Raw genomic sequence first — 24,056 nt, 5'->3', positions numbered from 1 at the left:
GCAGAGTTGGTGAGCGTGACGAACAAACGCGCCCTGGTGCTGGCGGGTGGCGGGATCGCGGGAATCGCCTGGGAGACAGGTGTTCTGCGGGGCATCGCCGACGAGTCGCCGGCCGCGGCCCGGCTGTTGATCGAATCGGACGTGCTGGTGGGGACGTCGGCGGGCTCGGCCGTCGCCGCGCAGCTCGGCAGCGGCCACACGCTGGACGAGCTGTTCGACCGGCAAGTCTCCGAGTCGTCGGCCGAAATCGACTCCGGCGTCGACGTCGACACCATCACCGAACTGTTCCTGACCGCCCTGGCCGCGCCGTACGAGGAGCCGCTGGACAAGACCCGCCAACAAATGCAGCGGATCGGGGCCGTGGCCCTGGCGACCGAAACCGTTCCCGCGCCGGTGCGCCGCCAGGTGATCGCGCAGCGCCTGCCGTCGCACGAGTGGCCCGAGCGCGCGGTGCGGCTCACCGCCATCGACGTCGCCACCGGAGAACTGACCGTCTTCGACCGCGAATCGGGCGTCGACCTCGTCGATGCCGTGGCGGCCAGCTGCGCGGTGCCCGGGGCGTGGCCGCCGGTGGCGATCGCGGACCGCCACTACATGGACGGCGGGGTGGCCAGCTCGGTCAACCTCGTGGTGGCCGCCGACTGTGACGTCGCGGTGGTGCTGGTGCCCTCGGGCATCGACGTGCCGTCGCCGTTCGGCGCCGGGCCCGCCGCCGAGGTCTCATCGTTTCCCGGCGCGGCGTTCGCGGTGTTCGCCGACGCCGATTCGCTGGCCGCCTTCGGGCCCAACGCCTTGGATCCGGGCTGCCGCATCCCCTCGGCCCTGGCCGGGCGCGAGCAGGGTCGCCGCGAAGCCGCGGCCCTCGCCCGGTTCCTGGGCTTGTGACGGATTTGGTTGCCGCACACAACCTTTAGCGATCGATCGCGGGCGGGGCGGCGTCGTCGCGCCCGGCTTCCAGCGTGTCCAGGGCGTCATCCGCGAGCGCTCGGCCGGTGGCGATCACCTCCACCGCCCGGTGAAATTCCAGGGCCCGACACGTCGACCGCGGAACCTCGATGAGCAGGTCGGGCGGGTAGACCGCCAGCGTGTGACGCGCCAGGGCGGCCTGCGCGATGTCGATCGTCCGGTTCATCACCTCGAAGCTGCCCAACTTCGGCACGTCGGACACCGCGGCGGCCAGCTCGCCGGCGACAGCGTCGGCCGGTGACGGCTCTTCGTCGGGGTTGTCCGACCAGTCATCCGGCTCGCCGCCCGGCCCGCCCAGCCTGCTCAGTACCGCCCGGGCGGTCGGCCGGTCGAGCAACGAGCGGGCGGCGGCCGTGTCGAGCAGCGCGGAGGTGCTGCGCAGCATGCGGGTCAACCATTCGGCGGTGGCCCCCGGCTCCGCTTCCCGGGTGGTGATCGCCTCGCTGCCGGACAGGTTCACCGCGATGGTCAGGTCGGCGTTGACGGCCGACAGCGGGGCCATCGGCAGCGGGTCCAGGATGCCGCCGTCGGCCAACAGCCTCCCGTCGACCGCGTGCGGCGCGATCACCCCCGGGATGGCGATCGACGCCCGGATCGCCTCGTCGAGGGGGCCGCGCTGAAACCACACCGACTTTCCCGCCAGCAGGTCGGTCGCCACCGCGGTGTACGGGATCCGCAGGTCTTCGATGGCGACCGGGCCCAGGATGTCGCGCACCGCGTCCAGGATCTTTCCGGCTCGCATCACGCCGGCCGCGCTGATCGACGGGTCCAGCAGCCGCAGGATGGTGCGCTGGGTCAGGGACTTCGCCCACTCGGAGAACTCGTCGAGCCGCCCGGCCGCGTGCAGGCCGCCGACCAGCGCGCCCATCGACGAGCCGGAGACGCCGACGACGTCATAACCGCGTTCGCGCAGCGCCTCGATCACCCCGATGTGCGCGTAGCCGCGGGCGCCACCGCTGCCGAGCGCCAGTGCCACCCGAGTCGGTGCCGAGCGACGCGAAAGTTCGTCAGGCACCCCACCATTTTGCGCGGCGGGGGTCCTCAGCGGGCCGCGCGCGGACTTTTTTCAGCCGTGATCGTAATTACTCCGCGGGGGAGGGCGCCCGCGCGCGGCGCTACCCGCACTCGTCGTTGGCCGCCGCCCGCGCGGCGACGATCACGGCGGCCTGCCGGGCCGGGGTCAGCTTCGACCAGGGGGCGTTCCAGCTGCCCGCGGTGCCCGACGGCGACGCCTGCAGCATGGCCAGATAGGGCTCGAACAGCGACGCGCCGGTCCTGGGCTGGCCATCCATCCACACTTTTGCGGCGTGACAGGCCTGGTAGTACTCCTCCTCGGTCGAGTGTGCGGGGACGTCGACCCTGGTGGTCACGCCGCCGGGGGACACGCCGATGGCGCCCGCCGGCACCGAGCCCGGGCCGCCGGCGCTGTCCGATTGCGGCGCCGACGAGGGGGCCGGTGGGCCGTGCTGGCCGCCCTGCGAGCAGCCCGCGACCGCCAGCAGGACGCCCACTACAGGGGCCGCGGCAACCGCCGCGCCCCGCCGCCGGGGTCGACCACCGCGCCAGCGCACGGTCTCAATCTATGCAACACTGGCTGCCGTGATGGAGCGCTTCGGATTTTGCGAGTGTTGTCGGCCGTAACACGCCGCCGCCCGTTCGATCCTCTTTCGCTCTGGAGTTCCCCCCATGACTTTGTCCCTTGCCGGGGCAGCGCCCGTCACCGCCGCGGTCACGCGCCCACGAACCCTCTCGTCCCCGTCCGCGGGCCCGACCCCGCTGCGGGTGCCCGACCTGTTGCACGCGACCGACCAGGCCGCCGACGACGTGCTCAGCGGGCGCTGCGACCACCTGCTGCCCGAGGGCGGCATCCCGGAGTCGCAGCGCTGGTTCACCCGCATCCACGGCGACGAGGAACTCGACGTCTGGCTGATCAGCTGGGTGCCCGGCCATCCGACCGAGCTGCACGACCACGGCGGCTCGCTGGGTGCGTTGACCGTCGTTTCCGGCTCGCTCAATGAATACCGTTGGGACGGAAGGGCTTTGCGGCGCCGTCGGCTCGACGCCGGCGACCAGGCCGGGTTCCCGCTGGGCTGGGTGCACGACGTTGTCTGGGCGCCGCGGCCGGTCACCGTGCCGGTCACGGGGTTGCCGGGTGCGAGCGCCGGGCCGGCGCAGCCGACCCTGAGCGTGCACGCGTACTCGCCGCCCCTGACCGCCATGTCGTACTACGACATCACCGACCGCAACACGTTGCGCCGGCAACGCACCGAACTGACCGACCAGCCGGAAGGATCGCCGTGAGCCGCATCGACGTCGTCTTGAGGTCCGCCCGGCGCCGGTATCGCCGCCTGCCCGCCACCGAAGTGCCCGACGCGCTGCGGCGCGGCGCGGTGCTCGTCGACATCCGGCCCCAGGCCCAGCGGTTCCGCGAGGGGGAGGTGCCCGGGGCGCTGGTGATCGAACGCAACGTCCTGGAGTGGCGCTGCGACCCCACCAGCGACGCCAAACTGCCCGAAGCCGTCGGTGACGACGTCGAATGGGTGATCCTGTGCTCGGAGGGCTACACGTCCAGCCTGGCTGCGGCCGCGCTGCTGGACATCGGCCTGCACCGCGCCACCGACGTCATCGGCGGGTATCACGCGTTGGCCGGCGCGGGCGTGCTCACCCAGCTGGCCGGCGGTGCGTCCGACGCCCCGTTGGCCGACACGGCCGCCGGCGCCCGCCGCTGGATCTAGCCGCTGATATGTGAGTCATTTTGTCAAGGGGCAGGGTGAAGCGGCGGCCGCAACCGTCGTCGAGGCCGCCGCTTCGTTGACCAGATGAGCGTTGAGGTGTCGAGCGTGTCGTGTCGACGCGTGTCAGTCTGATATACGCGGGTTGGTTACCGCAGGACGGGACTTTCGAGTCGGAGCGGTCCGCTTGTCTAGATGTCGAGCGTGATCGGTTGTGGTGCAACGTGATTGCTCATAGCGGCGACGCGGGTCACTCCAAGACGCTTGCCGACATCTGCTTGCTCATCTGGACGTTTGTGGGCCGCTTAGTCCTCGAGGACGGCCAGCGACCAGCACCATCCGGCCAGCTCACGCGCGATCGCGGCGTTGGCCACCACGGAGCGTTTCTTGCGCTCATCGAATCGCATCCAGCGTTCATGCAGGCGCCGGTTGCCGGCCTGGCCGCGGGCGCGGGCGGCTGGGGATGCGGCATCCCAGCGGCGGCGCATCACCGCGCCGGGCCGGTAGGGGGCTCGGTGATGCCAGGCGGCTTCGATGAGCAGGCGGCGGGCATGACCATTGCCGGTCTTGGTCACCGCGCCCTGGGTTCGCGTCGCTCCTGAGGAGTACTCGCTTGGCACCAGCCCCAGATAGGCGCCGATACTGCGCCCGGTCAGCCGAGACCAGTCCCCGATCTCGACGGCCAGCCCGAACGCGGTCAGCGTGGACACCCCGCGCAGACACCCCAGCCGGGTCACCACCGGGGTGAACCGCGAATCAGCGGCCATCTCGGCGATCGCGGTATCGAGGCGCTCCCGGCGCTCGAGGGTGGCCAGCATCGCGTCGAAAGCGGTGTCGTAGGCCAGCTGCAGCGCGGCACTGTCGAACCGCTGCCGACGCAACCACCGCTGATGCTCACGGATCCAGGCTCGTCCACCGCAATAGACGATCCCCTGGCGCAACAACAGTTTCGACAGTCGATGCCGAGCAGACATCAAATCCCCACGGACATCCTCGCGGGCCCGCACCAAATCCCGCGCCGCTTCCTGCTCGATGCTGGGAACCGTCACTTCGGTGATCTGGCCCAGATGCAACAACCGCGCCAGATGCGCGGCGTCGCGGGCATCGGTTTTGACTCGGTCACCCGTCGGGCGAATCAACTTCGATGGCGCAGCCACCACACAGGCGATGCCCGCGGCATCCAACGCCCGGGCTAACCCGAACCCGGTCGGACCCGCCTCATAGGTCACCGCCACCGGGCCCGGAAGATCCCTTAGCCATGCTGCGATCTCACCACGGTCGGGGGTCAACCGCCGCTCGAATACCTCCCCGGTATCCCCATCCAACCCACACCCGACCACCGATCGGGCGTGCACATCCAACCCAACACTCGTACGCTGAATCTTCACTGGGGCCTCCATCCACATCTGTGGCTCTACTGGCCAGGACCAACTTCCTGACAGCAACCCACGTTCACATGTGGCGAGGCCCCAGCCTCCTCATACCGTCTAGTTAACTGCAACCCCGACGGGTGATTCGGCACTGGGAACGCACGCGGCCGCGGTGACGGCGGTGAGTGCGAGGACCGCCGCAACGACGAGTTTCGCGGCTAGACGTGACATGAGGACTCCGTTCGTCGGCCCCCCGGCGCAGAACTCTAGCGGGCCTACGAGCAAATTTCAATAACGATTGAATTAATCGCTAACCGTCGGCTGATTGCGACGTCGGGTCCAGCCCCAGCTCGTCGGCGGGTGCGGTCAAGAACCGATGCACCGCCGGCCCCACCAACCCGACCACCTCGTCGACCCCGAGCGACGACAGCGGAGGCACCCGCATGACGTAGCGCAGCATTCCGGTGCCGACGAGGTTGGTCGCGGCCAGCGTTGCGCGCAGCCGCGCCTCATCTCCACCGCCCAAAGCGCTGGACACCGCGGTGAGCAGGTAGTCGTGCAGGAATCCGCGAAACGCGTCGTTGGCGTCGCCGTTCGACGTCGCCGACCGCACCATCGACGCCATGCTCGAGGCCGTGTCGGGCTGCTCCCAGATACCCAGGTAGGCCCGCACTACGCGGCAGCCCAGATCGTCGTCGTTGCGTGCGATCTCGGTCGTCAGCAGGTCAGCGGGCAGCACCAGCTTCAGCGATTCGCGAAACAATGCCGCCTTCGAGCCGAAGAGATAGAGAACCATCGAAGGATCAACTCGCGCATCGTCGGCGATCGCGCGCAGCGTCGTCTTGTCGTAGCCATGGGCGGCGAACTGCCGCTTCGCCGCGCGAAGGACCGCGTCGCGCGATACCGGCTCGCCCTGGCGTCTACCGCGCCGCTTCTGAATCCCAGACGGGGACACCGGTTCCCGGCCCACCCGGCTAGCCTTCGGCGTGCAGGAGCGGCCGCAGCCGGGCCGTCTTCTCCGGTGTCCACCCGGGCGGCGACATCACCGCCGCCCAGCCGTCGGCGACGTCGGCGACGTAACGGTGACCGTGCCCGTCGGGGACGTCCACCGCGACGGCCATGTCCGCCGACACCTGAAGGAAGGTGACGACCGGGATCCAGCGCGTCTGCGGCAACACGTCATAGCCGCGCCGCTCCCGCAACCAGTCGGGCTTGCTGAACACCAGGTCCGGGGTCCACCAGGCGATCGGGTCCGAGGCGTGCTGCAGATAGACCACCCGCGGGTGATCCCACGGATCCTTCGGGCGCGCCAGGTTGCCCGCGCGGGCCACGAAGCGGACGTAGCGGCCGTCGTCGTAGATCGGCAGCCATTCGGGGGACCCGGGGTCGCGTGTCGTGGTGAGGTCGGTCCAGATGGTGTTCTGGAACGTCGGCCCGCTGAACAGGGCGCCGTCGGTGCGGGCGAGCACGTTGTTCAGGCTCATGAACGACGCCTCGCCGCCGAACGAGCCGAGGCTCTCACCGAACACGACCAGCTTGGGGCGTTGGGCTTCCGGCATCTGGCGGATCAGCCGGTCGACGGCCTCGAACAGCGCCTGGCCGGCGTGCCGGGCGTTCTCCTTGTCCACCAAAAACGACAGCCAGCTCGGCAGGAACGAATACTGCATGCTGACGATCGCGGTGTTGCCGTTGTACATGTACTCGAGCGCGGTGGCCTCCGCCTCGTTGATCCAGCCGGTGCCGGTGGTGGTCGCGACCGCGACGACCGCGCGCCGCAGCCCGCCCGTGCGCTGCAGCTCGCGCGCGGCGAGTTCGGCGGTCGCGGTGATGCCGTCGGCGGAGTTCAGGCCCGCATACGCCCGGATCGGTTCGGTCGCCGGGGCGCCGTTGAACGCGGTCAGATCGCCGACCTTGGGACCGCCCTCGACGAAGACGCGCCCTTGGTGGCCAAGGGATTCCCACGACACCAGCGACTCCGGTCCGCCGGAGCGCAGCGCGGTCTTCGGCGGCGCGCTGTCGGGGTTCATCTCGTTGTTGGCCGAGGCGAAGGTGTCGTTCATGGTGCGCATGGCGAACTTGAGCACGACGCCGTTGAGCACGGTGACGGTCAGGACCGCCAGCGTGACGACCACGATGGTCGCCGAGAGCCGAAACGGCACGAACCGGTCGACCTGACCGACCAGGAAGCGGACCAACCAGCGGGTGAACTGGCCGATTTCGACCACCGTGAACAGCACCACCAGCGAGAGGACTCCCGACAGCGGGTAGTCGTACCACTCCAAATGTGGCACGCCCATCAGGTCGCGCACGTCGTCCTGCCACACGTGGAACCAGATCGCCATCAGTACCTGGCCGACCACACCGATCGGGATCAGCACCTTCCAGGCCCAGCGTGGCGGCGGCGGGCTGTGATCCTTTTCCCGCATGAACCGCACCAACCAGACCGAAAAGACGCCCAGCCCATAGCCGATGGCGCCGGAGAGCCCGCTGACGAGTCCCTGGAACAACGGGCCGCGCGGCAGCAGCGAGGGCGTCAGCGAAAGCCAGATGAAGACCAGGCCGACCGTGGTACCGGTGAATGTGTAATGCCGCACCCACCAAGGCTTTTCGGTCCACGGCAGGGTGGGGGCGGCGCGCCCGGCCCGCGGGGCGGGCGGGGCCTGTGAAACGGCGACCGCGGATTCCTCGACGTCGTCCGCCGGCTTGTCGCCGGTGTCGACGTTGGTCGCGGAGCCGGGTTCGCTCATGGTGCGTCCTAGCGGTGGGTGAAGTTCGGCGCGCGCTTCTCGACGAAGGCCGCCATCCCCTCGGATTGGTCCTCGGTCGCGAAAGTGGAGTGAAACAGTCGGCGTTCGTAGAGCAGCCCCTCGGCCAGCGTGGATTCGAACGCGCGGTTGACGGCCTCTTTGGCCATCCGCGACGCCGACCGCGACATCTGCGAAATGGTGGTCGCGACTTTCTTCGCCTCGGTCAGTAGGTCGTCGGCGGGCACCACGCGCGAAACCAGCCCGCTCCGTTCGGCCTCCGCGGCGTCGATGGTGCGCCCGGTCAGGATGAGGTCCATTGCCTTGGCCTTGCCGATGGCGCGGGTCAGGCGCTGCGAGCCGCCCATGCCGGGCAGCACACCGAGTTTGATCTCGGGCTGGCCGAATTTCGCTGTGTCGGCGGCGATCAGCACGTCGCACATCATGGCCAGCTCGCAGCCGCCACCGAGCGCGTGCCCGGCCACCGCGGCGATCGTCGGGGTGCGGACCTCGGCGAGTCTGCCCCAGGGGGCGAAGAAGTCGGCGCCGAAGGCGTCGGCGAACGTCAGCTCGGCCATCTCCTTGATGTCGGCGCCGGCGGCGAACGCTTTGGCCGAGCCGGTGATGATGATCGCGCCGATGCCGGGGTCGTCGTCGAAATCCGCTGCCGCACTGGTGACCTCGTTCATCACCTGGGTGTTCAGCGCGTTGAGGGCCTTCGGCCGGTTCAGCGTGATGATGCCGACGCGCTCCTTGCGCTCGACGAGGATGGTCTCGTACTGCGTGTCTGTCATCTGGGCCGCCTTTCTAGAAACTCAGGTCGTCGTCGACCGGGGTGAAATACGCCTCGACATCGGCCGCCGTGACGGCGGCCAGCTGCGCCGGCGACCACTTGGGATCGCGATCCTTGTCGATCAGCTGCGCGCGAATTCCCTCGACCAGGTCGTGTGAGCGCAGCGACGCCGAGGACACCCGATAGTCCTGAACGAGAACGTCTTTGAGCGTTTCCAGTTCGGCCGCGCGGCGTACCGCCTCCAGCGTCACCGATAACGCGATGGGGGAGCGGGTGGCGATCAGGTTGGCGGCGTCGTTCGCCGGGCCCGCGCCGTGGCCCGCGAGGGCCGCGACGATGTCCTCGACCGTGTCGCGCGCGAAGCAGTCGTCGATCCAATCGCGTTGTGCGGCAAGTTCACTCGGTGGCGGTTCGACGGTGTATTTGGCGAGCGCGTTCTCGACGCCGTCCCCGACGATCGCCCGACGGAACGCCTCGATGTCGGCGTGCGGCACGTAGTGGTCGGCGAAGCCCATGGCGATGGCGTCGGCTCCCGAGAACGGCGCCCCGGTCAGCGCGGCGTGCAGGCCCAGGCCGCCGGGCGCGCGCGACAGCAGGTAAACCCCGCCGACGTCGGGGATGAAGCCGATTCCGACCTCGGGCATGGCGATCTTGGAGGTGTCGGTCACCACCCGGGTGTTCGCGTGCGCGCTGACGCCCACACCGCCACCCATCACGATGCCGTCCATCACCGCGACGTATGGCTTGGCGAAGTCGGCGATCTGGGCGTTGAGCAGATATTCGTCGCGCCAGAAGCGTCGCGCCTCCGCCCCGTCCTTGCGCGCGCTGTGGTAGATCGAGACCACGTCGCCGCCCGCGCACAGTCCGCGTTCACCGGCGCCGGAGAGCACCACCGCGCGCACCGCCACGTCGCCGGCCCAGCGGGTGAGGATGGCGGTCAGATCGTCCACCATCCGTTGGTTCAGCGAGTTGATCGCCTTGGGCCGGTTGAGCGTGATCAAGCCGACGCTTCCGTCAACCTCGGTGAGAACCTCATCGGATCCGTCGGTCACGCCCTAGCCTCCCTCGCGCCGGTCCAGCCTCGAGGAAGAAATCTAGATCGTCACGACCGGCGCGGTATGCGCGGGTAAGGGTTATGTTTAACGCGACGACAACGGCTTAAGCCTTCCAAGGCTCGAGAACTCCGCAAAATGCCCAGTTCGGCTGGGAACCTGGGTGGACCGCTGATCGTTGAGATGGTGTTCGCACAGCTCGAAGCCAATAAGAGAGGATCCGACGGTGCGGGAGACAAGCAACCCGGTATTTCGTTCGCTGCCTAAGCAGAGGGGCGGATACGCGCAATTCGGCACTGGCGCGGCCCCGATGCAGGGCTACCAGGCCGACCCCTATGCGGCTCCCTACCAGGCCCCGTACCAGGAGGCCCGGCCTTCGCGCCCCCTAACCATCGACGACGTCGTGACCAAGACCGGCATCACGCTGGCCGTGCTGGCGGCCTCCGCCGTCGTCTCCTACTTCTTGGTGGTCTCGAACCTCGCGCTGGCGATGCCGCTGACCCTGATCGGCGCGCTCGGCGGCCTGGGCCTGGTGCTGGTCGCGACCTTCGGTCGCAAGCAGGACAGCCCGGCGATCGTGCTCAGCTACGCCGTACTCGAGGGTTTGTTCCTGGGAGCGCTTTCGTTCGTCTTCGCCCACTTCTCGGTGTCGAACGCCAACGCCGGCGTGTTGATCGGGGAGGCCGTGATGGGCACCTTCGGGGTGTTCTTCGGCATGCTGGTCGTCTACAAGACCGGCGCCATCCGGGTCACGCCCAAGTTCACCCGCATGGTGGTCGCCGCGCTGTTCGGCGTGCTGGCCCTGATGCTCGGCAACTTCGTGCTGGCCATGTTCGGTGTCGGCGGCGGCGCGGGCCTGGGCCTGCGCAGCGGCGGCCCGCTCGCGATCATCTTCTCGCTGGTGTGCATCGGCATCGCGGCGTTCAGCTTCCTGATCGACTTCGACGCGGCCGACCAGATGGTCCGCGCCGGTGCGCCGGAGAAGGCGGCGTGGGGCATCGCGCTGGGCCTGACCGTGACGCTGGTCTGGCTGTACATCGAGATCCTGCGCCTGCTCAGCTATCTACAAAACGATTAGCTCTGCCACACAAAAACCGGCACGCCGATGGGCGTGCCGGTTTTTTGTCTGCGGTCCTCGTGCACTGCCGTTGAGTGTGAAGCGCCGGCGTCGAGAGTGAACCAGCGGTGCGCTGGCTCGGCGTGTCGCCGCCCAGGCTTCACACTCAAAGCCCGGGTTTCACACGCAAAGCCGGGACGCACCCAACGACGAGCGACTCAGCTGAGCCGCTCGATCACCATCGCCATACCCTGCCCGCCGCCGACGCACATGGTCTCCAGGCCGAACGTCTTGTCGTGCGTCTGCAGGTTGTTGAGCAGCGTGGTGGCGATGCGGGCACCGGTCATGCCGAACGGGTGGCCCAGCGCGATCGCCCCGCCGGACACGTTCAGCTTGTCCTCGTCGATGCCCAGCTCGCGGGCCGAGCCCAGCACCTGGACGGCGAACGCCTCGTTGATCTCGAACAGGTCGATGTCGCTGACCGACAGCTTGGCCCGCGCCAGCGCCTTCTTGGTCGCCTCGATCGGGCCCAGGCCCATGATCTCCGGGGAGAGGCCGCTGACCCCGGTGGACACGATCCGCGCCAGCGGCGTCAGGCCGAGCTCCTTGGCCTTGGTGTCGCTGGTGATCACCACCGCGGCCGCGCCGTCGTTCAGCGGGCACGCGTTGCCCGCGGTCACCGTGCCGTTGGGCCGGAACACCGGCTTGAGCTGGCTGATCTTCTCGTAGGTGGTGCCGGGGCGGGGGCCGTCGTCGGTGCTCACCGTGGTGCCGTCGGGCAGGGTCACCGGGGTGATCTCCCGCTCGAAGAACCCGCTCTTGATCGCCTCCTCGGCGCGGTTCTGGCTGCGCACTCCCCAGTGGTCCTGGTCTTCGCGGCTGATGCCGGTCAGCAAGGCGACGTTCTCGGCGGTCTGCCCCATCGCGATGTACACGTCGGGCAGGTTGCCGTCGGCGCGGGGATCGTGCCACTCGTCGGCACCTTCGGCCGCGGCGGCCGAGCGCTCCTGAGCCTCACCGAACAGCGAGTTCTTGGTGTCCGGCCACGAGTCGGCGCTGCCCTTGGCGAACCGCGACACGGTTTCCACACCCGCCGAGATGAACGCGTCGCCCTCACCGGCCTTGATCGCGTGGAACGCCATCCGGGAGGTCTGCAGCGACGACGAGCAGTACCGGTTGACGGTGGTGCCCGGCAGGAAGTCGAACCCGAGTTCGACGGCGATGACTCGCGCCAGGTTGTATCCGGATTCGCCGGCGGGCTGCCCGCAGCCCAGGATCAGGTCGTCGATCTGGTGCGGGTTCAGGGCGGGCACCTTGTCCAGCGCGGCCTTCACGATCTGGACGGTCAGGTCGTCGGGGCGCATGTTGACCAGCGACCCCTTCATCGCGCGGCCGATCGGCGAGCGAGCAGTTGAGACAATGACGGCTTCAGGCATGGTGGTTCCCTTCAGATCCCTGCAGATCCCACAGATGGGGCTGGCTCGCTTCATCATCGGGCGGTGGGCCCACGCCGACGGGCGAAGACAAATCTAGTCGCTGCCAACCTCGGGGCACGAAGACGGGGCAGGTCCGGGTGCCGGGCGCCGCCACAGCCGCGACATCACGCTCGCCCGCGTGTGGCGCTGCCTCAGGACCGGCTCCGCCGGCGGCACCGGCGGACTCAGCGGCGGGCGGTCCACCTTCTCGCCCAGCGCGTCGCACAGGGCCAGCAGCAGCGCGTCGGCGGCCAGCGCATAGGCGGGCGCCGACGGGTGGTAGCCGTCAGCGGAGAACATCGCGTCGGGCGTGGCCCGGAACTGCGGCGCCATCAGCTGCGCCAGCGGCACCGGCACGCCGCCGGCCGAGCGGACCGCCGCGGTCTGGGCGCGGGCGAGTTGCAGGCAACGCTCGTGCGCGAGCGACCGCAGCGGCTGCGGAATCGCGCTGATGAAGCCCAGATCCGGGCAGGTGCCGACGATCACCACGGCGCCCCGGGCGCGCAGCCTGCGGACGACCAACCCCAGCCGTTGCGCCGACTGGCTCACCCCGTTGAGCGCGGTGACGTCGTTCGCGCCGACCATGACCACCGCCACGTCCGGCGGGGGGCCCGCCACGAACATGGCGTCGACTTGGCCGCACAAGCCCTTCGAGGTGGCGCCCACAATGGCCTTGGTGCTCAGCCGGATTCGCTTGCCGGTCTGCTCGGCCAGGCCGCGCGCGATCCGCACCCCCGGCACCTCGTCGGCACTCATGCATCCGTATCCGGCGGCGGTCGAATCGCCGAAGATCATCAGGTGCAGGTCGGCCGCCATCCCGCGGCGCCACCGCTCCACGGGCCCACCGCCGCGCGTGTACACGCCGTCGGCGCGGGGCGGGATGTCCCATGCCTTGGGGATGACGGTGCGCGCGTGGGACGCCTGGCCGACCAACAGACTGCGTGCCCCCAGGTAGGCGGTTCCTGTCGAGGCCAGCGCGCCCGCTGTGGCCAGGGCGATCGCCGACCGGCGTGGCACCCGAATGGTCACGCACTCAAGTTTAGGGCCGCTGCGGAGTTTGCGCGGCCGGTGCGAAAAAACGAACTGATCACGGTGCGAAGCAAAACTGGTATCAACTCAGAGATTTCATACGTTGCACTAAGCGATGGCTGTCAAGCTGAGAACAAGGGGATGGCTGAGCGCTTTGGCAAACGGTCGAACCAGACGCTCAACAGCCTCGTCACATGCTGTATCGCACTACAACGGCGTAGGAAGTGTTGAGCATGACCGCACCTAGCAAGGTATCGGGGTCGCCTGAGGCCACCGTTCGTGCCCATGATGTCCTCAAAGCCCGTCGGGCCCAGACGCGCAAGTTCGCGATCAGCGACGGCGCGCCCGTCGAGGTCCTCGAATCCGGCCCCAGCGTTGCTGCGCGATTGGCCAACCTGACGTCACGGCTGACGATCCGGCCGATTCTGACCGTCGGCAGCCACGTCCCCAACCTGCCGTGGCCGTGGGGCCTCATCGACCTCACCGCCCGGGTGCTGATCCCGGCGTCGGCCACCGTCCGCGAGACGGTGAAGTTGCCGCACGCCTCGGCGCAGCTGGTGCGCGCGCCCGGCGTGCTTCCCGCCGACGGCAGCCGCCGCGTGGTCGTCTACCTCCACGGCGGCGCGTTTTTGACCTGCGGGGCAAACTCGCACGGCCGGCTCGTCGAAGCCCTCTCCAAGTTCGCCGACGCGCCCATCTTGGTGGTCAATTACCGTCTGCTGCCCAAGAATTCGGTGGGCATGGCGATCGAGGATTGTCACGACGCCTACCGATGGCTGCGGCTGCGCGGCTACCAACCCGACCAGATCGTGCTGGCGGGCGATTCTGCGGGCGGCTACCTGGCGCTCACGCTCGCGCAACGCCTGCAGGAGGAAGGCGAGGAGCCCGCGGCGCTCGTGGCGATCTCGCCGCTGCTGCAGCTGGCGAAGGAACCCAAGCAGGCCCACCCCAACATCGACACCGACGCGATGTTCTCCGCCGGGGCGTTCGACGCCCTCGCCGAGCTGGTTGCCGCCGCGGCCGGAAAGAACAAGGTCGACGGCAAAGCCGAGGAGATCTACGAGCCGCTGGAACACATCAAGCCGGGCCTGCCGCGCACGCTGATTCACGTCTCGGGCTCCGAGGTGTTGCTGCACGACGCGCGGTTGGCGGCGAGCCGGCTGGCCGCAGTCGGCACCCCGGCCGAGGTGCGGGTGTGGCCCGGCCAGATCCACGACTTCCAGCTGGCCGCGCCGATGGTGCCGGAGGCCGTGCGCTCGCTGCGCCAGATCGGCGACTACATCCGCGAGGCCACCGAGTAGCGCGCCGCGCGAAACCGCCTGAGACGATGTGACGCATGCGGATCGCGCAGCACATCAGTGACCTCATCGGCGGCACGCCGCTGGTGCGCCTGAACTCCGTCGTTCCCGACGGTGCCGGCATCGTGGCGGCCAAGGTCGAATACCTCAACCCCGGCGGCAGCTCGAAGGACCGGATCGCGGTCAAGATGATCGACGCCGCCGAAGCCAGCGGACAGCTGCGGCCCGGCGGCACGATCGTCGAACCCACGTCGGGCAACACCGGCGTCGGGCTGGCGTTGGTCGCCCAGCACCGCGGGTACAAGTGTGTGTTCGTCTGCCCGGACAAGGTCAGCGAGGACAAGCGCAACGTGCTGATCGCGTACGGCGCCGAGGTGGTCGTGTGCCCGACGGCCGTGCCCCCCGACCACCCGGACAGCTACTACAGCGTCTCCGACCGGCTGGTCACCGAAATCGAGGGCGCGTGGAAACCGGACCAGTACGCCAACCCGGAAGGCCCGGCCAGCCACTACGCCACCACCGGCCCGGAGATCTGGGCCGACACCGACGGCAAGGTCACCCACTTCGTCGCCGGCATCGGCACCGGCGGCACGATCACCGGCGCCGGCCGCTACCTCAAGGAGATATCGAACGGGGCCGTGCGCATCATCGGCGCCGACCCCGAGGGCTCGGTGTATTCGGGCGGCACCGGCCGGCCCTATCTGGTGGAGGGCGTCGGCGAGGACTTCTGGCCGCAGGCCTATGACCGCACGGTGCCCGACGAGATCATCGCGGTGTCCGACTCCGACTCGTTCGACATGACCCGGCGCCTGGCCCGCGAGGAGGCGATGCTGGTCGGCGGGTCGTGCGGGATGGCGGTGGTCGCCGCGCTGCGCGTCGCCGAGCAAGCCGGACCCGACGCGCTCGTCGTGGTCCTGCTGCCCGACGGCGGCCGGGGCTACATGTCGAAGATCTTCAACGACGCCTGGATGTCGTCGTACGGGTTCCTGCGCAGCCGGCTCGACGGGTCCACCGAGCAGTCCAGGGTCGGCGACGTGTTGCGCCGCAAGTCCGGTGCGCTGCCCGACCTGGTGCACACCCACCCGTCGGAGACGGTGCGCGACGCCATCGGCATCCTGCGCGAGTACGGGGTGTCCCAGATGCCGGTGGTCGGCGCCGAGCCGCCGGTGATGGCGGGGGAGGTCGCCGGCAGCGTCTCCGAACGTGAATTGCTGTCGGCGGTGTTCGAGGGCCGGGCGAAACTGGCCGACGCGGTCGCCCAGCACATGAGCCCGCCGCTGCCGATGATCGGCGCGGGTGAGCTGATCAGCGCGGCGGGCACGGCGTTGCGGGACTGGGACGCGTTGATGGTGGTCGAGGAGGGCAAACCGGTCGGCGTGATCACCCGTTATGACCTGCTGGGCTTCCTCTCCGAGGCGCCCCGTGGACTGAGCGGACGCCGGTAGTTCGCCGCGCTCGGCGGGTGATGCGCGTCTCGCCCGTCCGTGAAACGCTCAGGTACGGTAATTCGGCTAATCCAGCGAGATGTCCGGCTGTTCCGCAGTGGAAGGTTGCCCATGACCGATCAACCGCCGCCCGGCGGCGCCTACCCGCCGCCCCCCTCGTCGCCCGGCCCATCCGGTGGGCAACAGCCGCCGTCCGGCGGTCAGGAGTTCCCGCCGCCTCCGTCGGCGCCCGGCGGCGGTTCCTACCCCCCGCCGCCACCGCCGCCCGGCGGGTCCTACCCGCCACCGCCGCCGTCGTCCGGGGGCTACGCGCCGCCGCCGCCGGGACCGGCGATCCGGACCCTGCCGACGCAGGAGTACACGCCGTGGCTCACCCGCGCGCTGGCGTTCGTCATCGACATCCTCCCGTACGTCGTCGTGCACGGCATCGGCACCGCGATCCTGCTCGCCACGCAGCAGACGGCCTGCATCACCGACGTCACCCAGTACGCCGTCAACCAGTACTGCGCCACCCAGAATTCGACCCTGGGCATGGTGGCGCAGTGGTTGGCGTCGATCGTCGGGCTGTTCTACCTGATCTGGAATTACGGCTACCAGCAGGGCACGACCGGGTCGAGCGTCGGCAAATCGGTGATGAAATTCAAAGTGGTCAGCGAGGTCACCGGCCAACCCCTGGGCTTCGGCCTGTCCGTGGTGCGGGCGCTGGCGCACTTCGTCGACGCGATCATCTGCTTCATCGGTTTCCTTTTCCCGCTGTGGGATTCGAAGCGTCAGACGCTGGCGGACAAGATCATGACGACCGTGTGCCTGCCGATCGACGGGACCGAAAGGCCGCCGGTCACCTAGGCTGATCGTCGATGAGCGACGACGGCAACCCACACCCCGAGTTCACCGGGCTGGCCACCAAAGCGATTCACGCCGGCTACCGGCCGGACCCGGCGACCGGAGCGGTCAACGCCCCGATCTACGCCAGCAGCACCTTCGCCCAGGACGGCGTCGGCGCATTGCGGGGCGGATTCGAATACGCGCGCACCGGCAACCCGACCCGCGCCGCGCTGGAGGCCGCGCTGGCCGCCGTCGAGGAAGGCAGCTACGGCCGGGCCTTCGCCTCGGGGATGGCCGCCACCGACTGCGCCCTTCGCACAGTGCTGCGGCCGGGTGACCACGTCGTGATCCCGAATGACGCCTACGGCGGCACGTTCCGGCTGATCGACAAGGTCTTCACCCAGTGGAACGTCGACTACACGCCCGTCGCGCTGCACGAGCTGGACGCCGTCGCCGCCGCGATCACGCCGCGCACCCGGATGATCTGGGTGGAAACCCCGACCAACCCGTTGCTGTCCATCGCCGATATCGCCGCCATCGCCGAGCTGGGCGAGCAGCATTCCGCGAAAGTGTTGGTGGACAACACCTTTGCCTCACCCGCGCTGCAGCAGCCGCTGACGCTGGGGGCAGACATCGTGCTGCACTCCACCACCAAGTACATCGGCGGCCATTCCGACGTGGTGGGCGGCGCGCTGGTCACCAACGACCAGGAACTCGACGACGCGTTCGGCTTCCTGCAGAACGGGGCCGGCGCGGTGCCCGGCCCGTTCGACGCCTACCTGACGATGCGCGGACTGAAGACCCTGGTGCTGCGCATGCAGCGGCACAGCGAAAACGCCATGGCCGTAGCGGAATTCCTCGCGGGCCATCGCGCGGTGAGCGCGGTGCTCTACCCCGGCCTGCCCAGCCACCCCGGGCACGAGGTCGCCGCGCGGCAGATGCGCGGGTTCGGCGGCATGGTCTCGGTGCGCATGAAAGGCGGCCGGGACGCCGCCCGGGATCTGTGCGCCAACACCAAGGTGTTCATCCTGGCCGAATCGCTGGGCGGGGTCGAGTCGCTGATCGAGCACCCCAGCGCGATGACGCATGCGTCGACGGCCGGGTCGCAATTGGAAGTGCCCGACGACCTGGTGCGGCTGTCGGTCGGCATCGAGGACGTCGCCGACCTGGTGGCCGATCTGCAGCAGGCCCTCGCCTAGCGCACCTCGCGCAAAGCGATCAGGAGTGGTACGGCTCCGCGCTGACCAGCGTGACCTCGACGGTGTTGCCGTTGGGCACCACGTAGCTGCGGGTCTCGCCCACCTTGGCGTCGATCAGGGCGCCGCCCAAAGGTGAATTCGGCGAGTACACCTCGAGCTTGCCGTCGTTGACGCCCTCCTGGCGGGTGGCGATGAGGAACGTCTCGGTGTCGGACTTGTCGCCGTTGTAGTAGACCTTCACCACCGAACCGGGCAGCGCGACGCCGGACTGCTTGGGCGCTTCGCCGACCTTGGCGTTGTTGAGCAGATCCTGCAGCTGGCGAATCCGGGCCTCCTGCTGGCCCTGCTCTTCGCGGGCGGCGTGGTAGCCGCCGTTTTCGCGCAGGTCGCCCTCTTCGCGGCGGTCGTTGATCTCCGCGGCGATGACCGGACGATTCGCGATCAACTGGTCGAGCTCGGCCTTGAGTCGGTCATGCGACTCCTGGGTCAGCCAGGTCACCGAAGTGTCCGTCATCTCGTCGTGCTCCTCGTATGTTGTTCCGCGAGTTCGCGTAAGTCCTGTTAACTCCGCCGTCGAAAGCGTGCGGGTCCATCCCCGTGTGCTGCGGCGCCGATCTGCTGACGGCCGCTAATGCAGCAACACGGTCCCAATCGGAACCGTGCATTCACCCATGTTACCACCGCGCGAACAACTGATGACTCCATCTTCGCTGTTCGGCGTCGATGGCGACGGTCAGGACGGGCGCAGGTAGGCGGGCACATCGGTGCCGCAGCCATAGATGTCGGCCACCGCCGGCGGCTGGGAGGATTTGACCGTCGTCGTCACCTGCACCGTGGCCGCGTCGGATGGCGGGACCAGCAGCTCACGTCGTCCCGTCTCGCTCCCGTCGGCGGAGCGGACCCGCACGATGCAGTCCACCGGGCGCGACGGATCCGATCGGGTCACGCTGATCGTTATCGACGCCGTCTGCTCGTCGATCACCCGGTACCCGGCCAGCGTCCCCTTGACATCACTGGTGCCGAAGCGGTGGTAGCCGACGGCGGCCACGGCCAGGCCGGCCGCGACGACCAGCACGCCCAGCGCGACGATCACCCATCGCCGGGGGATGCGCGACAGCCGGGAACGCCCGTAGCGGGCCTCCGGACGCGGAGTGGGGGTATCGGTCATGGCTGGTTATGCCTGGTTGTCGGCTGCCGGGCACCGGCCGACAGCATGCAACGATGTGGAACTGGAATTATAGGGTCAGACCGGGTGACCACCCGAGGTGACAAGGGAGCACGTGAGCGAATTGCGGTTGATGGCGGTGCACGCCCACCCCGACGACGAGTCCAGCAAGGGCGCGGCCACCCTGGCCCGCTACGCCGACGAGGGGCATCGGGTGCTGGTGGTGACGTTGACCGGCGGTGAGCGCGGCGACATCCTCAACCCCGCGATGGATCTGCCCGAGGTGCACGGGCACATCGCCGAAATCCGCCGCGACGAGATGGCGAAGGCCGCCGAGATCCTCGGGGTGGAGCACACCTGGCTCGGCTTCGTCGACTCCGGCCTGCCCAAGGGCGACCCCCCGCCCCCGCTGCCCGAGGGGTGTTTCGCGCTGGTGCCGCTGGAGGAGTCGATCGAGGCGCTGGTGCGCGTCGTACGCGAGTTCCGCCCGCACGTGATGACCACGTACGACGAGAACGGCGGCTACCCCCATCCCGATCACATTCGCTGCCACCAGGTTTCGGTCGGCGCCTTCGAGGCGGCCGGGGATTATCGGCGCTTCCCGGACGCCGGCGAACCGTGGACGGTGTCCAAGCTGTACTACAACCACGGCTTTCTGCGGGCCCGGATGCAGTTGCTGCACGACGAGGCCCTCAAGCACGGTCACGAACCGCCGTTCAAGAAGTGGCTCGAGCACTGGGACGCCGCGCACGACCCGTTCGAATCCCGGGTGACCACGCGCGTCGAGTGCTCGGCCTATTTCAGCCAGCGCGACGACGCGCTGCGGGCGCACACCACGCAGATCGACCCCGACCACGACTTCTTCGCGGCGCCCATCGAATGGCAGCAACGGCTTTGGCCCACCGAGGAATTCGAGTTGGCCCGCTCGCGGGTCCCGGCCCGGCTGCCCGAGGACGACCTGTTCGCCGGGATCGAGACGGACGCGTGAATCACCTCGTCCTCCTCGCGAGCGCCGCCGGCTGGCAGGCCGACAACGCGCCGCAGCACACCGGGCCCGACTTCGGCAAGGCCAGCCCGGTCGGGCTGCTGATCGTCGTGTTGTTGTTGATCAGCACGCTGTTCTTGCTGCGCTCGATGAACCGGCAGCTGAAGAAGGTGCCGGAGTCGTTCGACCCCAAGCATCCCGAGCCGGACCAGGCCGCGGACGAGGGCACCGACGCGGTCGACCCGGGCGCCGGGCAGGCCCCGGATCGGGCGGACGGGTCGCCGCGACCCCCGGGATCCGGCGATGAGCCAGGCTGACTCGTCCGCCGCGAACACCCTGGGGCTGGCCACCAGCCCGTATCTGCGGCAGCACGCCGACAATCCGGTGCACTGGCAGCAGTGGACACCGGAGGCGCTGGCCGACGCCGCCGCCCGCGACGTGCCGATCCTGCTGTCGGTCGGCTACGCGGCCTGTCACTGGTGTCACGTCATGGCGCACGAGTCGTTCGAGGACGCCGACGTCGCCGCCGCGATGAACGCGGGATTCGTCTGCATCAAGGTCGACCGCGAGGAACGGCCCGACATCGACGCGGTGTACATGAACGCCACGGTGGCGCTCACCGGGCAGGGCGGCTGGCCGATGACCTGTTTCCTCACGCCGGACGGGCGGCCCTTCTTCTGCGGCACCTACTATCCGAAAGATAGCTTCCTGCAACTTCTTTCGGCCGTCTCGGCCACATGGCGGGAGCGTCGCGGTGAGGTCGAGGAGGCGTCCGACCATATCGCCGGCGAACTGCGCAAGATGGCTTCCGGTGTAGCGCGTGGCGGCCCCGCGGTGGCGGCCGACCTGTGTGACCACGCCGTCGCCGCGCTGCTCGGGGACGAGGACACCGTGCACGGCGGGTTCGGCGGTGCGCCCAAATTCCCGCCCTCGGCGCTGCTCGAGGCGCTGCTGCGCAACTACGAGCGCACCGGATCGCCGGCGGCGCTCGACTCGGTGTCGCGCGCGGGCAGCGCTATGGCCCGCGGCGGCATCTACGACCAGCTCGGCGGCGGCTTCGCCCGGTATAGCGTCGACAACGCTTGGGTGGTACCGCATTTCGAGAAGATGCTGTACGACAACGCGCTGCTGCTGCGCGCCTACGCGCATTGGGCCCGGCGTACCGGCGATCCGCTGGCGCGCCGAATCGCCGACCAGACCGCCCGGTTCCTGCTCGACGACCTCGCCGACGGTGCCATGTTCACCTCATCGCTGGACGCCGACGCCGACGGCCGCGAGGGCTCGACCTATGTGTGGACGCCGGAACAGCTGAACGACGCGCTCGGGCCCGACGACGGTCGTTGGGCCGCACAGGTTTTCGCGGTCACCCCGGCCGGCACCTTCGAGCACGGCGCCTCGGTGCTGCAGCTCCCCGCCGATCCGGAGGATGCGCAGCGGGCCGAACGCGTGCGGGCCGCGTTGTTGAACGCCCGGCGCGCCCGCGTCCAGCCCGGCCGCGACGACAAGATCGTCACGTCCTGGAACGGGCTGGCGATCACCGCCTTGGCCGAGGCCGGCGTGGCGTTGGACGAGCCCGAGTTCGTCCACGCCGCAAGCCGCTGCGCGCGGGCGGTGCTCGACCTGCACGTGGTCGACGGCAGGCTGCGGCGCGCCAGCCTCGGCGGCGTGGTCGGCGACAGCGCCGCCATCCTCGAGGACCACGCGATGCTGTCCACCGGGCTGCTGGCGCTCTACCAGCTGACGGGCGAGGCGGCCTGGCTGACAAGGGCGACCGATCTGTTGGACACCGCGTTGGCGCACTTCGCCGATCGTGAGCAGCCCGGCCGCTGGTTCGACACCGCCGACGATGCCGAGCGGTTGATGCTGCGGCCCGCCGACCCGCTGGATGGGGCGACCCCGTCGGGCGCGTCGTCGATCACCGAGGCCCTGCTGACCGCGGCGCACGTGGTCGACGGGGAGCGCGCCGAGCGGTACCTGCGGGCGGCGGACGACGCGCTGCGCGCGCACTCGGTGCTGCTGGAGCGTGCGCCGCGGTCGGCCGGGCATTGGCTGGCCGTGGCGGAGGCCGCGGTCCGCGGGCCGCTGCAGATCGCGGTGGCCTGCGACCCGTCGTGGTCGCCGCTGCTGGCCGAGGCGCGACGGCTGGCGCCCGGCGGGGCGGTCGTCGTGGGCGGGGACGTCGATTCCTCGGCGCTGCTGGCGGGCCGCGACCGGGTGGCCGGCGCCGACGCCGCCTACGTGTGTCGTGGCCAGGTCTGCGACCTGCCGGTGACCACCGCGGCCGAACTGGCCGCCGCCCTGGCTGTTTCCAACCACTGAGCCGGTGGTGGTGACCCGCTGCGCCCGGCTGCGCCGCGCTGGCGATCACCACTGGGTCGATGGTGGTGACCCGCTGCGCCCGGCTGCGCCGCGCTGGCGATCACCACTGGGGTCGATGGTGGTGACCCGCTGCGCCCGGCTGCGCCGCGCTGGCGATCACCACTGGGGTCGATGGTGGTGACCCGCTGCGCCCGGCTGCGCCGCGCTGGCGATCACCACTGGGGTCGATGGTGGTGACCCGCTGCGCCCGGCTGCGCCGCGCTGGCGATCACCACTGAAGCCGGGTTACCCTGCCTCCCATGCCGAATGCCGCCAAGACCGAAGCGATCAGAAGCACGGTCCACCGCTACATCGAGCTGGTCGCCAAGGGCAGCGCCGACGACTTGGTCGAGCTGTACGCCGACGACGCCACGGTCGAGGACCCCGTCGGCGGCGAGGTGCACATCGGGCGCCAAGCGATCCACGGCTTCTACTCCGCGGTCGACAACCTGCAGCGCGAATGCGAACTGAAGACGCTGCGCGTGGCCGGCAACGAGGCGGCCTTCCAGTTCCGGCTGATCGTGACCGCCGGCGAGCACCGGATGGTGATCGAGCCGATCGATGTCATGGTCTTCGACGGCAGCGGGAAGATCGCGGCGATGAAGGCGTACTGGTCACCCGACGACGACGTCGACCAGGGCTAGCCGGGCCATCAGGCTCCCAGCAGCCACGCGTGTTCTTCCGTGTAGAACACGGCGAACCACATGGCGATGTAATGCAGGATCGCCGCGATCGCGGTGAAGGCGTGGAAGAACTCGTGATAGCCGAACGTCCGCGGCCACAGGTCGGGCCAGCGTAGACCGTAGAAAATGCCACCGACGCTGTAGAACACACCGCCGACGGCCAGCAGCACCATCGCGGCCACCCCGGCCTGGTGCAGGATCGTCGGCGCGTACCAGATCGCCACCCAGCCCAACAGCAGATAGAGCGGTACACCCAGCCAGCGCGGCGCCGTCGGCCAGCACACCTTCAGCGCGATGCCCGCGAGCGCGCCGCCCCACACGATGCACAGCACCACCACGCCGGTGTCCTGCGGCATGACCAGCCGCGCGAACGGCGTGTAGCTGCCGGCGATGAAGATGAAGATCATCGAATGATCGAGCCGCTTCATGCGAATCCGGGCCAGGTCCGACTTCCAGTGCACCCGGTGATAGGTCGCGCTGACCGCGAACAACGCCACCGTGCACGCGGCGTAGATCAGCGTCGAATGCCCGGCGCGGGGCGAGGACGCCGCCCACGACACCGACACCAGCGTGGCGCCGGCGATGATCGCCAGCCACGCCGAGTAGAAGTGGATCCAGCCGCGCATCCGGGGTTTGCCCAAAACATTGGCGGCCCCTTCGGCGAGTCGCTCGACGGTGTTGCCCGGGGCGATCGGCTCGGGTTCGCGCTCAGGATGCGGGACGGTGCTGGTCTGGCTGCTCATGTCTCCTGTGGAATGTCTCTACAACGGGGGACGCCGGTGGCCACGGTGCCATGGGCGGGGTGTAAGAGCCAGAGTAGCCAGAGATGGTTACGGCGCAGTGTCGACTTCTCGCCCGGCTGCTCGGATGACCGGCCGAA

At 69.3% G+C, this 24,056-nt stretch carries 24 protein-coding genes; 12 read left to right on the top strand and 12 right to left on the bottom strand.

The genetic code is table 11. The annotated features are described in order from the left end of the window. The first annotated feature begins 15 nt into the window (after positions 1–15). Positions 16–885: a patatin-like phospholipase family protein gene (locus tag QGN31_RS20075; protein ID WP_008254267.1), complete on the top strand. Its 870-nt coding sequence runs from the start codon at positions 16–18 to the stop codon at positions 883–885. Between the two features lie 25 nt (positions 886–910). On the opposite strand, the gene QGN31_RS20070 is transcribed toward QGN31_RS20075, so the two are convergent. Then, positions 911–1,981, bottom strand: coding sequence for a patatin-like phospholipase family protein (locus QGN31_RS20070; protein WP_170320553.1), 1,071 nt, complete (start codon positions 1,979–1,981; stop codon positions 911–913). A gap of 100 nt (positions 1,982–2,081) precedes the next feature. After that, the gene (locus tag QGN31_RS20065; protein ID WP_008254276.1) at positions 2,082–2,477 is read right to left on the bottom strand and encodes a lipoprotein LpqV; all 396 of its coding nucleotides are present in this window, start codon (positions 2,475–2,477) and stop codon (positions 2,082–2,084) included. A 175-nt stretch (positions 2,478–2,652) separates the two neighbouring features. Here QGN31_RS20065 and QGN31_RS20060 point away from each other — a divergent pair, with 175 nt between their 5' ends. Together QGN31_RS20060 and QGN31_RS20055 are read left to right on the top strand one after the other, a co-directional pair. Further along, the gene (locus tag QGN31_RS20060; RefSeq protein ID WP_008254278.1) at positions 2,653–3,267 is read left to right on the top strand and encodes a cysteine dioxygenase; all 615 of its coding nucleotides are present in this window, start codon (positions 2,653–2,655) and stop codon (positions 3,265–3,267) included. Further along, positions 3,264–3,701, top strand: a complete 438-nt coding sequence (locus tag QGN31_RS20055) for a rhodanese-like domain-containing protein (RefSeq protein WP_008254281.1) — start codon at positions 3,264–3,266, stop codon at positions 3,699–3,701. The genes QGN31_RS20060 and QGN31_RS20055 overlap by 4 nt, the downstream gene beginning before the upstream one ends. Before the next feature lie 302 nt (positions 3,702–4,003). On the opposite strand, the gene QGN31_RS20050 is transcribed toward QGN31_RS20055, so the two are convergent. The 5 genes from QGN31_RS20050 to QGN31_RS20030 form a co-directional block, all read right to left on the bottom strand. After that, on the bottom strand, positions 4,004–5,086 hold the full coding sequence (locus tag QGN31_RS20050; RefSeq protein ID WP_438362663.1) for an IS110 family transposase: 1,083 nt from the start codon (positions 5,084–5,086) through the stop codon (positions 4,004–4,006). Positions 5,087–5,378: 292 nt separating this feature from the next. Continuing rightward, complete coding sequence (locus QGN31_RS20045; RefSeq protein WP_014383984.1) at positions 5,379–6,038, bottom strand: TetR/AcrR family transcriptional regulator; 660 nt, start codon at positions 6,036–6,038, stop codon at positions 5,379–5,381. Positions 6,039–6,042: 4 nt separating this feature from the next. Beyond that, positions 6,043–7,815: an alpha/beta hydrolase gene (locus QGN31_RS20040; protein ID WP_009957777.1), complete on the bottom strand. Its 1,773-nt coding sequence runs from the start codon at positions 7,813–7,815 to the stop codon at positions 6,043–6,045. A gap of 8 nt (positions 7,816–7,823) precedes the next feature. Further along, complete coding sequence (locus tag QGN31_RS20035) at positions 7,824–8,606, bottom strand: enoyl-CoA hydratase (protein WP_014941395.1); 783 nt, start codon at positions 8,604–8,606, stop codon at positions 7,824–7,826. A gap of 13 nt (positions 8,607–8,619) precedes the next feature. Beyond that, a complete protein-coding gene (locus tag QGN31_RS20030; protein WP_008254290.1) occupies positions 8,620–9,657 on the bottom strand; it encodes an enoyl-CoA hydratase/isomerase family protein in 1,038 nt (345 codons plus the stop codon). 226 nt (positions 9,658–9,883) lie between these two features. On the opposite strand from QGN31_RS20030, the gene QGN31_RS20025 reads away from it, so the two are divergent. Continuing rightward, the gene (locus QGN31_RS20025; RefSeq protein WP_026071427.1) at positions 9,884–10,735 is read left to right on the top strand and encodes a Bax inhibitor-1/YccA family protein; all 852 of its coding nucleotides are present in this window, start codon (positions 9,884–9,886) and stop codon (positions 10,733–10,735) included. A 197-nt stretch (positions 10,736–10,932) separates the two neighbouring features. On the opposite strand, the gene QGN31_RS20020 is transcribed toward QGN31_RS20025, so the two are convergent. Continuing rightward, positions 10,933–12,150, bottom strand: a complete 1,218-nt coding sequence (locus tag QGN31_RS20020) for an acetyl-CoA C-acetyltransferase (protein ID WP_009954588.1) — start codon at positions 12,148–12,150, stop codon at positions 10,933–10,935. A gap of 93 nt (positions 12,151–12,243) precedes the next feature. Further along, complete coding sequence (locus QGN31_RS20015; RefSeq protein ID WP_085978364.1) at positions 12,244–13,206, bottom strand: SGNH/GDSL hydrolase family protein; 963 nt, start codon at positions 13,204–13,206, stop codon at positions 12,244–12,246. 245 nt (positions 13,207–13,451) lie between these two features. On the opposite strand from QGN31_RS20015, the gene QGN31_RS20010 reads away from it, so the two are divergent. From QGN31_RS20010 to QGN31_RS19995, 4 genes are all read left to right on the top strand, one after another. After that, positions 13,452–14,519, top strand: coding sequence for an alpha/beta hydrolase (locus QGN31_RS20010; RefSeq protein WP_009954592.1), 1,068 nt, complete (start codon positions 13,452–13,454; stop codon positions 14,517–14,519). 35 nt (positions 14,520–14,554) lie between these two features. Beyond that, the gene (locus QGN31_RS20005) at positions 14,555–15,961 is read left to right on the top strand and encodes a cystathionine beta-synthase (protein WP_014383986.1); all 1,407 of its coding nucleotides are present in this window, start codon (positions 14,555–14,557) and stop codon (positions 15,959–15,961) included. Between the two features lie 111 nt (positions 15,962–16,072). Continuing rightward, positions 16,073–16,807: an RDD family protein gene (locus QGN31_RS20000; RefSeq protein ID WP_008254318.1), complete on the top strand. Its 735-nt coding sequence runs from the start codon at positions 16,073–16,075 to the stop codon at positions 16,805–16,807. Positions 16,808–16,818: 11 nt separating this feature from the next. After that, entirely contained in the window at positions 16,819–17,985 is a 1,167-nt protein-coding gene (locus tag QGN31_RS19995; RefSeq protein ID WP_014383987.1) for a cystathionine gamma-synthase, read from the top strand. A gap of 19 nt (positions 17,986–18,004) precedes the next feature. Here the strand turns inward: QGN31_RS19995 and greA are convergent, their stop codons facing one another. Next, entirely contained in the window at positions 18,005–18,499 is a 495-nt protein-coding gene (greA, locus tag QGN31_RS19990; protein WP_007168983.1) for a transcription elongation factor GreA, read from the bottom strand. Positions 18,500–18,718: 219 nt separating this feature from the next. Then, a complete protein-coding gene (locus QGN31_RS19985; RefSeq protein WP_014379376.1) occupies positions 18,719–19,153 on the bottom strand; it encodes a DUF4307 domain-containing protein in 435 nt (144 codons plus the stop codon). Between the two features lie 112 nt (positions 19,154–19,265). Here QGN31_RS19985 and mca point away from each other — a divergent pair, with 112 nt between their 5' ends. The 4 genes from mca to QGN31_RS19965 all read left to right on the top strand — a co-directional run bounded on the left by mca (position 19,266) and on the right by QGN31_RS19965 (position 23,137). Next, positions 19,266–20,138 (top strand): mycothiol conjugate amidase Mca, encoded by an 873-nt coding sequence (gene mca / locus QGN31_RS19980; protein ID WP_008254328.1) that lies wholly within the window; start codon positions 19,266–19,268, stop codon positions 20,136–20,138. Beyond that, on the top strand, positions 20,135–20,452 hold the full coding sequence (locus tag QGN31_RS19975; RefSeq protein WP_009954600.1) for a hypothetical protein: 318 nt from the start codon (positions 20,135–20,137) through the stop codon (positions 20,450–20,452). The genes mca and QGN31_RS19975 overlap by 4 nt, the downstream gene beginning before the upstream one ends. Continuing rightward, positions 20,439–22,454 (top strand): thioredoxin domain-containing protein, encoded by a 2,016-nt coding sequence (locus tag QGN31_RS19970; protein ID WP_014941398.1) that lies wholly within the window; start codon positions 20,439–20,441, stop codon positions 22,452–22,454. Before QGN31_RS19975 ends, QGN31_RS19970 begins: the two co-directional genes overlap by 14 nt. Positions 22,455–22,753: 299 nt before the next feature. Continuing rightward, on the top strand, positions 22,754–23,137 hold the full coding sequence (locus QGN31_RS19965; protein ID WP_014383989.1) for a nuclear transport factor 2 family protein: 384 nt from the start codon (positions 22,754–22,756) through the stop codon (positions 23,135–23,137). Between the two features lie 8 nt (positions 23,138–23,145). On the opposite strand, the gene trhA is transcribed toward QGN31_RS19965, so the two are convergent. Next, complete coding sequence (gene trhA / locus QGN31_RS19960; RefSeq protein ID WP_008254333.1) at positions 23,146–23,919, bottom strand: PAQR family membrane homeostasis protein TrhA; 774 nt, start codon at positions 23,917–23,919, stop codon at positions 23,146–23,148. Between the last annotated feature and the right edge of the window lie 137 nt (positions 23,920–24,056).

Source organism: Mycobacterium sp. 2-64, assembly GCF_035918375.1.
Classification (GTDB): domain Bacteria; phylum Actinomycetota; class Actinomycetes; order Mycobacteriales; family Mycobacteriaceae; genus Mycobacterium; species Mycobacterium intracellulare.
Note: the sequence above shows the minus strand (reverse complement) of the source record. Positions and strands in the feature narration are given on the sequence as shown.